A 14,153-nucleotide genomic window follows, 5' to 3' on the forward strand; every position below is an offset into this window, starting at 1 on the left:
AGATGAAGATTATTCGGATCATGCCCATGCTGACGGCTGCGCTTGCGCTGACCGCAAGTCAGGCATCGGCACAGCAGGCCGCCCCCGCGCCGCAGGCGGCGGGCCCTGCCGACGCCCGGCTCAAGGCGCTCTATGAGCGCGAATGGACGTGGCGGCAGGCCGAAGGGCTGCGCGGCGGGCGCGGCGGGGACGAGGCCGGGCTGGATCATCTTCCCAAAGTGGATGCCGCCACCCAGGCACGCCACCTTGCCTATTGGCGGCAGGCCCTGGCCGAGCTGGACACGATCCCCCTCGACCAGCTTTCACCCGAGGAGAAGGTCAACGCAGCAGTGTTCCGCCGCGCGATCCAGACGCTTGCCGACGACGCGCGCTTCAAGACCTATGAGGCACCGTTCAACGCCGACACCTTCTTCTGGTCGAGCCTCAGTCCGCGTTCCGGCGGCTTCCGCAGCGTCAAGGCCTATCAGAACTACATCGCCCGCATGCGGGACGTGCCCCGCTATTTCGATGAGCAGATCGCCAATATGCGCGCCGGGCTGAAGCGCGGCTTCAGCGTGCCGCGCGTGGTGGTGACGGGGCGCGACAAGACCATCGAGCCCTATGTCGCCACCGGTCAGGACAATCCCTTCTATACGCCCTTCCAAGCCATGCCCGCGACCATCCCGGCGGACCAGCAGGCGGCATTGAAGGCCGAGGGCGATCGGGCGATCCAGCAGGCGGTGATCCCCGCCTATGCCAAGCTGCTCGCCTTCATCCAGAACGAATATATGAAGCAGGCGCGCACCACCCTCGCCGCCGAGACGGAGCCGGACGGCAAGGCCTATTACCAGGCCGAGATCGAAGCCTTCACCACCCTCTCCCTGACCGCCGAACAGATCCACCAGATCGGCCTCAAGGAAGTGGCGCGCATCTCCGCCGAGATGGAGGCGACAAAGGCGCAGACGGGCTTCCAGGGCGACATGCCCGCCTTCCTGAAATTCCTGCGCACCGATCCGCAATTCTATCCCAAGACGCCGCGGGAACTGCTCGGCTTCTCCTCCTATGTCGCCAAGCGGGCGGACGGGAAGCTCGCCGACACGATCGGCTTCCTGCCGCGCCGGCGCTTCTCGATCATCCCCGTGCCGGCCAGCCTCGCGCCGATCTACACTGGCGGGCGCGGCGGGCTCGAATCCTGCATGATGAACACCTATGACCTGCCCTCGCGGCCGCTCTACACGCTGACCGCGCTGACCCTGCACGAATGCAACCCCGGCCACGCCTTCCAGGCGGCGGTGGCGCAGGAAGCGATCCGCCGGCCGGCCTTCCGTCGCGCGACCGGCTTCTCCGGCTATGGCGAGGGCTGGGCGCTGTACATGGAATGGCTCGGCACCAAGATGGGCATGTACGACACGCCCTATGAGAATTTCGGCCGCCTTTCCTATGAGATCTGGCGGGCATGCCGGCTGGTGATCGACACCGGCATCCACCATTATGGCTGGACGCGCGAGCAGGCGCAGCAATATCTGCGCGACCATACGGCCCTGAGCGAGCATGAGATCGAGACCGAGGTCGACCGCTATATCGCCTGGCCGGGCCAGTCCCTGGCCTATAAGCTCGGCGAGATGGTGATCCGCCAGAAGCGTGTGGAGGCGGAAACGAAGCTGGGCGCGAAGTTCGACCAGCGCAACTTCCACGACGCGATCCTCGCCCTCGGCTCGGTGCCGCTGACGGTGCTGGAAGCGCGGCTCGATCAGTTCATCGCGGATGGCGGCGTCAACCCGCCCGGCTGGAACCCGGCGCTGCCGGAATTCGAGAAGCAGCCGGACTGAAGATCCGACCATGTCGCGGGCCGGGGAAGCGATCGCCCCCCCGGCCCGCGTCGCCTCTCCCATCCCGACAGGCGCGTTCACATGGAGGGGGAAAGGCCCGCACGCGCGCTGCCCAACGAGAGTGCCCGGCCATGGCATAGGACGACAGTTCGGCGCGGGTGAAGGGCCCCGTCGCGCATGTCCCTGGGCTTGCTATATCGTATACCGTATAATAGACTTTGCCAAACAGGAGCTGAGCGTGGCGGATGTGAAGCAGCGGATGAAGCGGCGGACGTTTCTGGCGGGGGCTGCCTCGGTCGTGATGGTGCCGTCCGCGCTCCGCGCCATCCCGATGGCGGCAACCCGCCTGCCCGCGCATCCCACCCCCCTTCCGCTCGCCGCCATACGGCTGCTGCCGTCCCCCTGGGCCGACGCGGTGGAGGGCAATCGCCGCTATCTGCACGCGCTCGAACCGGATCGGCTGCTGCACAACTTCCGGACCAGCGCCGGCCTGCCGCCCAGGGGCACGGTCTATGGCGGATGGGAAAGCGATACCATCGCCGGCCATACGCTGGGCCATTATCTGACGGCCCTGTCGCTGATGTACGCGCAAACCGGCGATGCCGAATGCAAGCGCCGGGTCGACCATATCGTGGATGAGCTGGCGCTGTGCCAGGCGGCGCATGGCGACGGCTATGTCGCCGGCTTCACGCGCAAGCGCGGCGATATCGTGGAGGACGGAAAGCCGATCTTCGCGGAACTGGAACGGGGCGACATCCGGTCGATGGGCTTCGATCTCAACGGCTGCTGGGTGCCCTTCTACAACTGGCACAAGTTGTTCGCCGGCCTGTTCGATGCGCAATCCCATTGCGGCAATGAAAAGGCGCTCGCCATCGCCATCGCGCTCGGCAGCTATATCGACGGGGTTTTCGCGGCGCTGGACGACGGGCAGGTCCAGACCGTGCTGGATTGCGAGCATGGCGGCATCAACGAAAGCTTCGCGGAACTTTATGCCCATGGCGGCGACGATCGCTGGCTCCGCCTTGCCGAACGGCTCCGGCACCGCAAGATCCTCGACCCGCTCAGCGGCAGGCAGGACGTCCTGCCCTGGATACATGCCAATACCCAGATCCCGAAGGTCATCGGCCTGGCGCGGCTGCACGAACTGACCGGCAAGGCCGACCAGGCGATCGCCGTGCATTTCTTCTGGGAAACAGTCACCCGCGACTACAGCTATGTCATCGGCGGCAATGCGGACCGGGAATATTTCCCCAGCGCCCACAGCATTTCCAAGCATATCACCGAGCAGACCTGCGAAAGCTGCAACAGCTACAACATGCTGAAGCTGACGCGGCATCTCTACGGCTGGCAGCCCGAGGCGCGCCTGTTCGACTATTATGAGCGTGCGCACATCAACCATATCCTGGCGCAGCAAGACCCCGGGACCGGCATGTTCGCCTATATGGTGCCGTTGATGTCGGGCGCGGCGCGGCGCTTCTCCAGGCCCTTTGACGATTTCTGGTGCTGTGTCGGCACCGGGATGGAAAGCCACGCCAAGCATGGCGATTCCGTCTGGTGGCAGAGCGGCGACACGCTGATCGCCAATCTCTACATCCCGTCCATCGCGACGTGGAAGGAACAGGAGGCCACGCTCCGCATGGAGACGGGCTATCCCTTTGACGAGCATGTCGCGATCACGGTCGAGGCACTCGGGCGGCCGCGCAGCTTCGCCGTGGCGCTGCGCATCCCCGGCTGGTGTCAGGGCGCGACGCTGACGGTCAACGGCGACGCCGTGCCGGTCGACGCGCCGGACGGTTACGCCATCGTCCGCCGCGTCTGGCACAAGGGCGACCGCATCGCCCTGACGCTGCCGATGCAGCTGCGCAGCGAGCCGACGGTCGACGATCCCGCCACCATCGCCCTGCTGCACGGGCCGGTGGTGCTGGCGGCCGACCTGGGGCCGTCCGACCGGCCCTATGACGGCCCCGCCCCGGCCCTGGTCGCCAGCGACATCCTGGCCGGATTCGTGCCCGTCGACGCGGCGAACGGCCGTTTCCAGACAGCGACCGCCCAACCCGCCGCGCTGAGCTTTGCGCCGTTCTTCCAGCAGCGCGACCGGCGCACGGCGGTCTATTTCAAGAGCTTCGACAAGGCCGGATGGCAAGGCGAGCAGGCCCGCTACGCCGCCGAGCAGGCGCAGCTGCGGGATCTGGCGGCGCGCTCGGTCGATATCATGAACCTGGGCGAGATGCAGCCGGAGCGCGACCATGGCCTGGTCGCCAAGAACAGCTATGCCGTCACCTATCGCGGCCGGCACGGGCGCGACGCGCGCACCTTCGGTTTCTTCAAATATCGGGCGAAGGTGAAGCCCGGCCCGCTGATCCTGCAGGCGACCTATTGGGGCGACGAGCGCGACAAGCTGTTCGACATCCTGATCGACGGCCACAAGATCGCGACGCAGGCGCTTTCGGGCAGCCATCCCGGCGACTTTTTCGAAATCGACTATCCGATCCCGGCCGAACTGACCCGGCGCAAGGATGCCGTGACGGTCCGTTTCCAGCCGGCCAACGACCATAGCCGATGCGGCCCGGTGTTCGGCATCCGCATCTTCACACCGTCATCGTCGCCAAAATCGGCCTGATATCACTGGATAAGGGGGGAAATATGAGAAAGATCACCGGTCTCGCGCTGCTGCTGGGCAGCATGGCCCTTGCCGTTCCCGCCACCGCGCAGCCGGTCGCCGGCTCCGCCGATGCGCGGCTGAAGGCGCTCTACGACGCTGAATGGGCGTGGCGCACGCAGGAACTGGGCAGCGATGCGGAAGGCGGACGCGGCGCCGGCCCCCATCTGCAGCATGTCGATGCCGCCAGCCAGCAGCGGCGCTATGCCTATTGGTCGAACGCCTTGAAGCAGCTCGACACGATTCCGGTCGATCAGCTTTCCCCCGAAGAGAAGATCAACGCCGCCGTGTTCCGCACCGCGCTCGAAGGCTTCGTCATGGAGCTGCACTTCAAGGCATATGAGGACCCGTTCGGCTTCTGGACATGGATCGCCCCACGCCAGGGGTTCGGCACGGTCGAGGCCTATCGCAACTATCTCAGCCGCATGTCGGAGATGCCGCGCTTCATCGACGAGCAGATCGCCAACATGAAGGCGGGCGCGGCGCGCGGCTTCACCCGGCCGAAGATATCGCTGGGCGAGCGCTGGCGGCCGATCGAGCCGCTCTCCTCCCCCGACATCGCCACCAACCCGCTCTATACGCCCTTCGCCATGATGCCGGCGAGCATCGCCGCCCCCGAGCAGGATGCGCTGGCGGCGCAGGGCAAGGCGGCAGTGGTGGCGGCGGCCCCGGCCTTCGCCAGGCTGCTCGCCTATGTCCGCGACGTCTATATCCCCAACACCCGCACCGCCACCGCGGCCGAGGCGCTGCCCGACGGCAAGGCCTATTACGCCGCCCGGGTCCGGCAATATACGACCACCGACCTGACCCCCGAGCAAATCCACGCGATCGGCCTGAAGGAAGTGGCGCGGATCGACGCCGACATGAAGGCGACGATGAAGCAGGCCGGCTGGACGGGCGACTTCCAGGGTTTCCTGAACTTCCTGAAGACCGATCCGCAATTCTACGCCAAGACGCCCTATGAACTGGTCGCCAAGTCCGCCTATGTCGCCAACCGCATCAACGGCCAGCTCAAATACACGGTCGGCCTGTTGCCGCGCTTCCGCTTCACGATCGTGCCGACGCCGGCCAATGTCGCGCCGTTCGGCACCGGCGGCAATGGCGGGCTCGATAGCTGCCTGATGAACACCTACAACCTGCCCGCCCGTCCGCTCTACACCATCCCGCCGCTGACCGCGCATGAATGCGTGCCGGGCCATAGCTTCCAGGCGGCGCTGGCGCTGGAAGGCCCGAACCGCCCGCAGATCCGCAAGACCACCTATTTCTCCGGCTATGGCGAGGGCTGGGCGCTCTACATGGAGTGGCTGGGCACCAAGATGGGCATCTATGAGACGCCCTATGACGAGTTCGGCCGCGAAACCTACGAAATGTGGCGTGCCGCCCGGCTGGTGGTGGACACCGGCCTCCACCATATGGGCTGGACCCGCGACCAGGCCCTCGATTATCTCAAGACCCACACCGCGCTGTCCGACCATGAGGTGACGATAGAGGTGGATCGCTACATCAACGATCCGGGCCAGGCGCTCGCCTACAAGCTGGGCGAGATGCTGATCCGGCGCGAGCGCGCCAAGGCCGAAGCGGCGCTCGGGTCCAAATTCGACCAGCGCTGGTTCCACGACACGATCCTGGGCCTGGGATCGGTGCCGCTGCCGACGCTCGAAGCCGTGCTCGACGACTGGATCGCGCGTGGTGGGCCAAATCCCTACCCGACCGCGCACTGAGCGCCCGCCCGGCCCTTCCGCCTGTCCACCCTTCCGCCCCCTCGATCTTTCCGGAGCAGCCATGATCGCCCGCACCTTCCTCCTCGGCGCCACCGCCGCCCTGCTGACCGCCGCCCCCCTCGCCGCCCAGCGCCAGCCCGCCCGCCCGGACGGCGCCACCCCCGCCGAACCGGATGAGCCCGCCGCCGGCGAGGCGCAGCCGCGCGGCCGCGCCGACAAGGGCGGCGATGCCGACATCGCCCGCGCCACCGCGGTCGAGGATGCGCAGCCCAAGCACGCCAGCGTCACGGTCGGCGGCAAGGCGATCAACTACACCGCCACCCCCGGCACGCTCACCATCCGCAATGACGAAGGCGAGCCGGTCGCGAGCATGTTCTACGTCGCCTATGTCGCGGACAGGGCGAAGGGCGCGGCCGAGCGGCCGATCACCTTCGCCTATAATGGCGGCCCGGGGTCCTCCTCGATGTGGCTGCACATGGGCTCGATCGGCCCCATCCATGTCGAAACGCCGACCGCCGCCGGCCAGCCCAACGCCCCCTTCCCGATCGGCCCCAATCCCGGCACGATCCTGGACCATAGCGACGTCATTTTCCTCGACGCGATCGGCACCGGCCTGTCGCGCCCGATCGGCAAGGCCAAGGGGCCGGAATTCTGGGGCGTCGACCAGGATATCGACGCCTTCGCGCGCGGCATCATGCGCTACCTGACGATCAACAACCGCTGGAACAGCCCTAAATTCCTGTTCGGCGAAAGTTATGGCACACTCCGCTCCGCCGGCCTCGTCCATGCGCTGCAGGAGCGCGGCGTGCAGATGAACGGTGTCGTGCTCCTGTCCTCGATCCTGAACTATGGCGTGCGCCAGCCGGGCTTCGACCAGATTTTCGTCACCTACCTGCCCAGCTATGCGGCCACCGCCTGGTATCACAACAAGCTGCAGAACCGCCCGGCTGCGCTGGAACCCTTCCTCACCGAGGTGCGGGAATGGGCACGCGGGCCCTATATGACGGCGCTGCAGAAGGGCAGCGACATCACGCCCGAGGAGCGCAGCCGGATCGCCCAGCAGATGAGCGCCTATACCGGCCTGTCGGTGCAATATCTCCTTCAGTCCGACCTGCGCGTCGATCTCTCGCGGTTCCGCAAGGAATTGCTGCGCGACCAGAGCAAGACGGTCGGCCGCCTGGATTCACGCTTCACCGGCTTCGATGTCGACAATGCCGGCGAAGGCCCGGAATATGACGCGACCGACACATCGATCAGCGGCGCCTACATCACCGCGCAGAACGCATATCTGTTCGGCACGCTCGGCTACAAGACCAAGCTCAGCTATCGGCCCAACTTCTACAGCCAGATCGGCGGCAACAAGTGGGACCAGAAGCATCGCGCGCCGGGCGGGCGCGGCTCCGGCGGCCAGATGGCGCTGGCCGACACCGCGCTCGACCTGTCCGCCGCGATGCGGCAAAATCCGAACCTGAAGGTGCTGTCCCTCAACGGCTATTACGACATGGCGACGCCCTTCTTCGGCGCCGAATTCGATCTCAAGCACATGCAGATCGACCCGTCCCTCAGGAAGAACCTGACCTTCAAATATTATGAGTCAGGCCATATGGTGTACATCAACCCAGAGGTGCGGCAGCAATTCAAGCAGGACATCGACGCCTTTATCGACATGGCGAGCCGACCGGGCGGATAGACCGGCCGCCAGGCCGGAGACCATCGCTCCAGGCGCGCCGGCACCGGTCATCGCCCGCAGCCCCAGGCGCAACGCGTCGGATGGCCGCCGGGGGTGATCGCTTCCGGGCGACCAATGCCGGCGCCCGTCGATCAGAGTGCGACCTCCACATGCTTGTTCTTCATTTCATCCGCGATCTTCCCGCCGAACAGCATCCTGAAAACGCCCTTCACGCTTAAATCCGTCAGCCAGATTTCCGCCCGCCCAAGGTCGAAACGGAGCATCAGCAGGTTCGGATCGGTCCGCCCGCCCTGATACCAGGCCGCCACGTCCTTCGTCCAATAGCGGTCGATGACGACAGGATCGCTTTCTTCGCTGAGCGTCCCGTCGATACAGGCGAACAGGCCGTGCCCCTTCGCGCTATATTGCGCCATGGCGGCACCGCCGGGGACCAGCCGGTTGTCCCGCGTCGTGTAGAACCAGAAGCAGTGATTGGCATGGGGGTCGAGTTGACCCGTCATCGGCAGGCTGTGATGGGGATCGCCCTCAAGGCCCACCATGAGAAAAGGCGATTCCGACAATTCCCTCCAGAAACGCTGCCTGATTTCGGTTTCGCTGGTCATCGCGGGGCTCCTTCCGTTCCATTGTCCCTTGCCAATCCGCAGAACGATCCAGAGTTCCCGTTTCTATCGCTTTCGTAGCGACATCTCAGCCATTCGCCACGCGCGGCGCGGTCCCCAGCGATACGGTTTCCCAGAACGCCGTCAGCACCAGCACCGCCGACACGCCGATGCCCAGTGCCAGCGGCGCGAGATGCGCCGACCAGCCTGCGGCGAACAGCGCGCCCAGCAGCGCCAGCCCCACCAGATGCGACAACCGCCATCCGCCCGCCGTCACCCGCTTGAACAGCATCACGCTGGCAAGGAACAGGGCCGGTCCGCCGACCAGCAGCATGGCGACGCCCGGCGCGAAATGCCCCACGGGATGCGCGATCACCATTTCATCCGACGCGGCGTTCACGATGATCCCGGCAATGATCGGCATGTGCAGATAGGTATAGGCGAAGCGCGCGATCCTGCCGCGATCCGCCGCATGCGCGAAATGATGCGTTGCCTCTTCCGCGCCCAGATGGAAATAAATCCACCACATCGCCACGATGGTTATGAAAGCGCTGACAAAGGCCAGAATCCCCGCGCCCTGCCAATCCGTTCCCGAAAATGTCGATCCGGTCAGCAGCACGGATTCGCCCAGCGCGATGATGACGAACAGGCCGCAGCGTTCCGACATATGATGCGCCTCCACATTCCAATCGGACATGCGCGACGCGCCCAGGCCGGGCACGAAAAAGCGCAGCGGCGGCCCTGCCGCATCCACGGCGAGCGCCACCAGCCACAGGGGCAGCCGCAACGCCGGCGCGGCAAGGCCGCCGCCGATCCAGAGCAGCGACGCGGCCAGCGCCCAGATCATGATGCGCAGAAAGTTGAGCCGATTGCCGGAATCGCGCCCGCGCAACACCGCGACCATGAACAGGCTGCGCCCGACCTGCAGCACGGCATAGGCCAGCGCGAACACCAGCCCCGCCCTGCCAAAGGCATTGGGGATCGCCATGGCCAGCACCAGCCCGCCGGCCATCATGGCGAACAGCATCAGCCGGACCGGCCAGACTTCCGTATTCAGCCAGTTGGTACACCAGATGGTATAGACCCACACCCACCAGATCGCGACAAACAGCATCGCCCCTTCCAGCGCGCCGGTCGGCGAAAGATGCGCGATCAGATAATGCGAAAGCTGGGTGACGGCGAATACGAACACCAGATCGAAGAACAGCTCGATAAAGCCCACGCGCGCATCCGCCTCGCCGCGCCCGCGCAGGATATCGCCAAGCCCCTTCTGCCTTCCATGCGCCGCGCCGCCGCTGTCCGTCATGCCGTTCATCCCCCTGAAATGCCTCGATCGGGCCATAGCCTCCACAAGACCATGGCCAACTGCGTTGCGCCGCACAAGCCGCGCTTGATCTCTGGAGGATGCAGCCCCACATAACGACCATGCTGATCGAAACCGAAACCACGCCGAATCCGGCCACGCTCAAATTCCTGCCCGGCCGCACGGTCATGACGGCGGGCACCCGCGATTTTGCCAGCGCCGAAGAGGCCGAGCAGTCGCCGCTGGCCGAAGCGCTGTTCACGCTGGGCGATGTCACGGGGGTCTTCTTCGGCAGCAGCTTCATTTCCGTCACGCTTGCACCCACGGGCAGCTGGGCGCAGACGAAACCGGACGTCATCGGCATCCTGCTCGATCATTTCTCGGCGGATATGCCGCTGTTCAGGGCCGGCACGGCCTCGGGCATCTCGGTGCCGGTCGAGGAAGAGGATTTCGAGGACGACCCTGCCGACGCCGAAATCGTCGCGCAGATCCGCGAGCTGATCGAGACCCGCGTGCGCCCCGCCGTCGCCAATGACGGCGGCGACATCATCTATCGCGGCTTCGACAAGGGCAAGGTGTTCCTGCGGATGCAGGGCGCCTGCTCGGGCTGCCCCTCTTCCACCGCCACGCTCAAGAACGGCATCGAATCGCTGCTGAAGCATTATGTGCCGGAAGTGACCGAAGTCCGGGCGGTCTGATTTCACCTTCCCGACAGGGCCGGACCGCCGGACTGTCACCACCTTCCCCCTTCGTATAAAGGAACGATCCTGCATGTCGTCGCCTCTTCCCCAGCAGTCTCTCGACCAGATCTTCAACAGCGCGCGCTCCTATAATGGCTATCTCGACACGCCTGTCGGCGAAGACCAGCTGCATGCGATCTGGGATCTGATGAAGATGGGGCCGACATCGGCGAACATGCTGCCCGCACGGCTCGTCTGGTGCGTCAGCCAGGAAGCGAAGGACAAGCTGGCGGCGCTTTCCAGCGGCACCAATGGCGAAAAGATCCGCAAGGCGCCGGTGACGGTGATCATCGGCATGGATGTCGATTTCCACGAGCAGCTGCCCGAACTGTTCCCGCATGCGCCCGACGCGAAGCACTGGTTCCCCGATGTTGCGGCCCGCGAAATCGCGGCGCTGCGCAACAGCTCGCTGCAGGGCGGCTATTTCATCGTCGCGGCCCGGGCGCTGGGCCTGGATACCGGCCCGATGTCCGGCTTCGACAATGCCGCGGTGGACGCCGCCTTCTTTGCCGACACGCCCAATGTGAAGTCCAATTTCATCTCGACGCTGGGCTATGGCGATCCCTCCACCATTTTCGGTCGGCTGCCGCGCCCCGAATTTGGCAAATTCAACAGGATCGACTAACGCTGCCCACGGCCCGCCCGCCGAGGCGGGCCGATAGGAAGAGCGCAGGGGCAATCGTTGCGGACATTGGTGATTGATACCGCGACCGAGCGTCTCTCGGTTGCGCTGTTCGACCAGGGACAGATGGTCGCCCATCATGGAACATTGGCCGGTCGCGGCCACGCCGAAGCGTTGCTGCCGGCGATCGCCGCGCTGCCCGATGGTGGCAAAGCGGATCGCATCGCCGTCGATATCGGCCCCGGCAGTTTCACCGGCGTGCGGATCGGCCTGGCCGCCGCGCGCGCGCTCGCCTTTGCCTGGGGCGTGCCGCTGGCGGGATATAGCGCCCTGACCATGATCGCGGCCGGCGCCCGCGCGCAGCGGCAAGGACAGGGACAGGGGCAGGCCGGCGAGACCATCGCCGTCGCGATCACCGGCGGTCATGGCGAGCTTTTCTGGCAATATTTCGCGGCCGATACGCTCGCGCCCATGGGCAATGTCGCATCCACGCCCATTGCCGATCTGGTCCTGACACTGAAAGACGCCGTCGTCCATGGTAGCGGCGCACCCGCGCTGGTCGAGGCCCGCGGCTATGGCGAGGCCGTGCCGATGCACCCCGACGCCCAATGGTTCGCGCTGCTGCCGCCGGACGCCGCCACCCTGCCGCCCCGCCCGATCTACGGTCGCGGCGCGGATGCCAAGCCGATGGCCGTTGCGCGATGACACCCAATATGAAGCTCGTCAGCTACGATCGGCCCGACCGGAAGGCCGAAGCTGCGGCGATGGAGGTGATGGTCCAGGCCTTCGACCCGGCCTTTGGCGAGGCGTGGACGGCGGCGCAGCTGGGCGGGATGATGTCCCTTCCCGGCATGACGCTCGTCATCGCCTCGCTCGACGCCGCGACTCTTGGATTCGCCCTGACCCGCCTCGTCCTGGATGAAAGCGAATTGCTGCTGCTTGCGGTCGCACCGCAATGGCGGAACAAATCCATCGGGTCCATCCTTGTCGATCATTGTATCACTTCGGCACGTCGGGAAGGCGCAAAAACTATGCACCTTGAAGTCCGGTCCACGAACAACGCCGTTGAACTTTATCAGAAATTGGGATTTGCGCATGTAAATACCCGCCCCGGTTATTATCGCGGCGGCGATGGTAAATTATTCGACGCCTATAGTTTTCAGCGCGACATTTGAAAAATTTGTCGCCGCGGGTTGAAAATAGGCATATTCGGTTCTAACGAGCCTCCACCGACAGATCGGTGCAAACTCCGATATCGGGTCGCACAGTCAAGGCATCAACGGAGTCTAAAAATGGAAGAAGAAGCGGCACAGGCCGAAATGCTCATCACGCTGACATCGGACATCGTGGCAGCACATGTCTCGAACAATAGCGTCGCAGTGACCGATCTGCCGATTCTGATTCAGAATGTCCATTCTGCGCTGGCCGGCCTTTCGAACCCCAAGGTTGCGCCTGAAGTCAAGCCGGAACCGGCCGTTTCCGTGCGCTCCTCGATCAAGCCGGACTACATCGTCTGCCTGGAAGACGGCAAGAAGCTGAAGATGCTCAAGCGCCACCTGATGACCCATTATCAGATGACGCCGGACGATTACCGCGCCAAGTGGGGCCTGCCCGCCGACTATCCGATGGTCGCGCCCAACTATGCCGAACAGCGCCGTTCGCTGGCGAAGAAGATCGGCCTGGGGAGCAAGGGTCGCAGCCGGGCCAAATAAGTCTAGGGCAAACGACAGAATTTTGGGAAGGGCGAGGCGCTATGGCGTGCCTCGCCCTTCCGCGTCATGAGAAAAGACGCTAAGCCGGTCATCCGGTGAATCACTTATTGAAGGGCGCAAATGGGCCGCAAGATCGATATCGAGGCGTTGTGCGCCGAAAAGGGACTGCGCATCACCGAGCAACGCCGGGTGATTGCCAAGGTTCTGTCGGATGCGGAAGATCATCCTGATGTCGAAAAGCTGCACGAACGGGCTGCAGCCATCGATTCCGGCATTTCCATCGCGACCGTCTATCGCACCGTTCGCCTGTTCGAAGAGGCGGGCATCCTGGAGCGCCATGACTTCGGCGACGGACGCGCCCGTTATGAAGCCGCGCCCGAGTCGCACCACGATCATCTGATCGATGTCGAGACCGGCAAGGTCATCGAATTCGTCGACCCGGAGCTGGAACAGCTCCAGAAACAGATCGCCGAGAAGCTGGGCTTCCGCCTGGTGGACCATCGCATGGAGCTTTACGGCGTCTCGATCGACCGAAAGAGCTGAGTCTGCGCGCCACATTTCGCCGCTGGCGCCGCATTGCGGGACTGCTGGCGTCCCTGCTGCTCTGCCTGCCGCTGCATCTGCTCTGGAAAGTGGCGCGGGCACGATCGCCATGGCCGCGCATCTTCCTGGGCCTTGCGGCGCGATCCTGCGGCGCGCGCGTGCATCTGCGCGGCGCCCGGCCGGCGCGCGACTGCTTCCTGGTCGCCAATCATGTCAGCTGGATCGACATCCTGGCACTGGGCGGCGCCACCGGCACGGCCTTCATCTCCAAGGACGATGTCGCGGGCTGGCCGCTGATCGGCTGGCTCGCCGCCCAGAACAACACGATCTTCATCGCGCGCAGCCAGCGCCATGGCGTTGCCGAGCAACTGGAAACGCTCAGGCGCGCGCTGGACGGGCATCAGCCGATCACCCTGTTCGCCGAAGGGACAACGGGCAACGGCCACACGCTGCTGCCCTTCAAGCCCGCGCTCTTCGCCGTGATGTCACCGCCGCCGCGCGACATGGTGGTGCAGCCCGTCTTCATCGATTACGGCCCCGCCGCCTGCGAGATCGCATGGCATGGCAATGAAGGCAGCGCCGGCAACGCCACCCGCCTGCTCGCCCGCAAGGGGCGCCTGGACGTGACCATCCATCTGCTCGATCCCTTCGACCCGCGCGCCCTGCCGGATCGCAAGGCGCTGGCCAATGAAGCAAGAAATCGGATCGCGGCGTGCCTGCCGCCTTTCATGGATGTGGCGGCACCTGTATAGCAGC

The 14,153-nt window shown here is 65.1% G+C and carries 13 protein-coding genes; 11 read left to right on the top strand and 2 right to left on the bottom strand.

Features of this window, described 5'->3' with window-relative positions:
- Positions 1-2 precede the first annotated feature (2 nt).
- The 4 genes from WFP78_RS06605 to WFP78_RS06620 all read left to right on the top strand — a co-directional run bounded on the left by WFP78_RS06605 (position 3) and on the right by WFP78_RS06620 (position 7,878).
- The gene (locus WFP78_RS06605; RefSeq protein ID WP_336959988.1) at positions 3-1,808 is read left to right on the top strand and encodes a DUF885 domain-containing protein; all 1,806 of its coding nucleotides are present in this window, start codon (positions 3-5) and stop codon (positions 1,806-1,808) included.
- Positions 1,809-2,046: 238 nt separating this feature from the next.
- Positions 2,047-4,428 (top strand): glycoside hydrolase family 127 protein, encoded by a 2,382-nt coding sequence (locus WFP78_RS06610; protein ID WP_336959990.1) that lies wholly within the window; start codon positions 2,047-2,049, stop codon positions 4,426-4,428.
- A gap of 23 nt (positions 4,429-4,451) precedes the next feature.
- Positions 4,452-6,188 (top strand): DUF885 domain-containing protein, encoded by a 1,737-nt coding sequence (locus tag WFP78_RS06615; protein WP_336959992.1) that lies wholly within the window; start codon positions 4,452-4,454, stop codon positions 6,186-6,188.
- Between the two features lie 61 nt (positions 6,189-6,249).
- A complete protein-coding gene (locus WFP78_RS06620; protein ID WP_336959994.1) occupies positions 6,250-7,878 on the top strand; it encodes a S10 family peptidase in 1,629 nt (542 codons plus the stop codon).
- 131 nt (positions 7,879-8,009) lie between these two features.
- Here the strand turns inward: WFP78_RS06620 and WFP78_RS06625 are convergent, their stop codons facing one another.
- Together WFP78_RS06625 and WFP78_RS06630 are read right to left on the bottom strand one after the other, a co-directional pair.
- Positions 8,010-8,480 carry a pyridoxamine 5'-phosphate oxidase family protein gene (locus WFP78_RS06625; protein WP_336959996.1) on the bottom strand — a complete coding sequence of 157 codons (471 nt, stop codon included), beginning with the start codon at positions 8,478-8,480 and terminating at the stop codon, positions 8,010-8,012.
- An 85-nt stretch (positions 8,481-8,565) separates the two neighbouring features.
- Positions 8,566-9,783: a low temperature requirement protein A gene (locus tag WFP78_RS06630; RefSeq protein WP_336959998.1), complete on the bottom strand. Its 1,218-nt coding sequence runs from the start codon at positions 9,781-9,783 to the stop codon at positions 8,566-8,568.
- A gap of 119 nt (positions 9,784-9,902) precedes the next feature.
- Here WFP78_RS06630 and WFP78_RS06635 point away from each other — a divergent pair, with 119 nt between their 5' ends.
- The 7 genes from WFP78_RS06635 to WFP78_RS06665 all read left to right on the top strand — a co-directional run bounded on the left by WFP78_RS06635 (position 9,903) and on the right by WFP78_RS06665 (position 14,149).
- The gene (locus tag WFP78_RS06635; protein ID WP_336960326.1) at positions 9,903-10,478 is read left to right on the top strand and encodes a NifU family protein; all 576 of its coding nucleotides are present in this window, start codon (positions 9,903-9,905) and stop codon (positions 10,476-10,478) included.
- 73 nt (positions 10,479-10,551) lie between these two features.
- The gene (locus tag WFP78_RS06640; protein WP_336960000.1) at positions 10,552-11,145 is read left to right on the top strand and encodes a malonic semialdehyde reductase; all 594 of its coding nucleotides are present in this window, start codon (positions 10,552-10,554) and stop codon (positions 11,143-11,145) included.
- Between the two features lie 57 nt (positions 11,146-11,202).
- Positions 11,203-11,847, top strand: a complete 645-nt coding sequence (gene tsaB / locus WFP78_RS06645; protein ID WP_336960002.1) for a tRNA (adenosine(37)-N6)-threonylcarbamoyltransferase complex dimerization subunit type 1 TsaB — start codon at positions 11,203-11,205, stop codon at positions 11,845-11,847.
- Positions 11,844-12,317, top strand: a complete 474-nt coding sequence (locus tag WFP78_RS06650) for a GNAT family N-acetyltransferase (protein ID WP_336960004.1) — start codon at positions 11,844-11,846, stop codon at positions 12,315-12,317. Before tsaB ends, WFP78_RS06650 begins: the two co-directional genes overlap by 4 nt.
- A 117-nt stretch (positions 12,318-12,434) precedes the next feature.
- Positions 12,435-12,854 (top strand): Ros/MucR family transcriptional regulator, encoded by a 420-nt coding sequence (locus WFP78_RS06655; RefSeq protein ID WP_336960005.1) that lies wholly within the window; start codon positions 12,435-12,437, stop codon positions 12,852-12,854.
- Positions 12,855-12,974: 120 nt separating this feature from the next.
- Positions 12,975-13,397, top strand: coding sequence for a Fur family transcriptional regulator (locus WFP78_RS06660; protein ID WP_336960007.1), 423 nt, complete (start codon positions 12,975-12,977; stop codon positions 13,395-13,397).
- Between the two features lie 89 nt (positions 13,398-13,486).
- Positions 13,487-14,149 carry a lysophospholipid acyltransferase family protein gene (locus WFP78_RS06665; protein ID WP_336960009.1) on the top strand — a complete coding sequence of 221 codons (663 nt, stop codon included), beginning with the start codon at positions 13,487-13,489 and terminating at the stop codon, positions 14,147-14,149.
- Positions 14,150-14,153: the final 4 nt, after the last annotated feature.

It is taken from the genome of Sphingobium aquiterrae (assembly GCF_037154135.1).
GTDB lineage: Bacteria > Pseudomonadota > Alphaproteobacteria > Sphingomonadales > Sphingomonadaceae > Sphingobium > Sphingobium aquiterrae.

Coding starts and splice junctions, on each gene's coding strand:
- WFP78_RS06640 (WP_336960000.1), top strand. CDS start 10,552: ATGTCGTCGCCTCTTCCCCAGCAGTCTCTCGACCAGATCTTCAACAGC.
- WFP78_RS06635 (WP_336960326.1), top strand. CDS start 9,903: ATGCTGATCGAAACCGAAACCACGCCGAATCCGGCCACGCTCAAATTC.
- WFP78_RS06625 (WP_336959996.1), bottom strand. CDS start 8,480: ATGACCAGCGAAACCGAAATCAGGCAGCGTTTCTGGAGGGAATTGTCG.
- WFP78_RS06660 (WP_336960007.1), top strand. CDS start 12,975: ATGGGCCGCAAGATCGATATCGAGGCGTTGTGCGCCGAAAAGGGACTG.
- WFP78_RS06630 (WP_336959998.1), bottom strand. CDS start 9,783: ATGACGGACAGCGGCGGCGCGGCGCATGGAAGGCAGAAGGGGCTTGGC.
- WFP78_RS06620 (WP_336959994.1), top strand. CDS start 6,250: ATGATCGCCCGCACCTTCCTCCTCGGCGCCACCGCCGCCCTGCTGACC.
- WFP78_RS06650 (WP_336960004.1), top strand. CDS start 11,844: ATGACACCCAATATGAAGCTCGTCAGCTACGATCGGCCCGACCGGAAG.
- WFP78_RS06615 (WP_336959992.1), top strand. CDS start 4,452: ATGAGAAAGATCACCGGTCTCGCGCTGCTGCTGGGCAGCATGGCCCTT.
- WFP78_RS06655 (WP_336960005.1), top strand. CDS start 12,435: ATGGAAGAAGAAGCGGCACAGGCCGAAATGCTCATCACGCTGACATCG.
- WFP78_RS06605 (WP_336959988.1), top strand. CDS start 3: ATGAAGATTATTCGGATCATGCCCATGCTGACGGCTGCGCTTGCGCTG.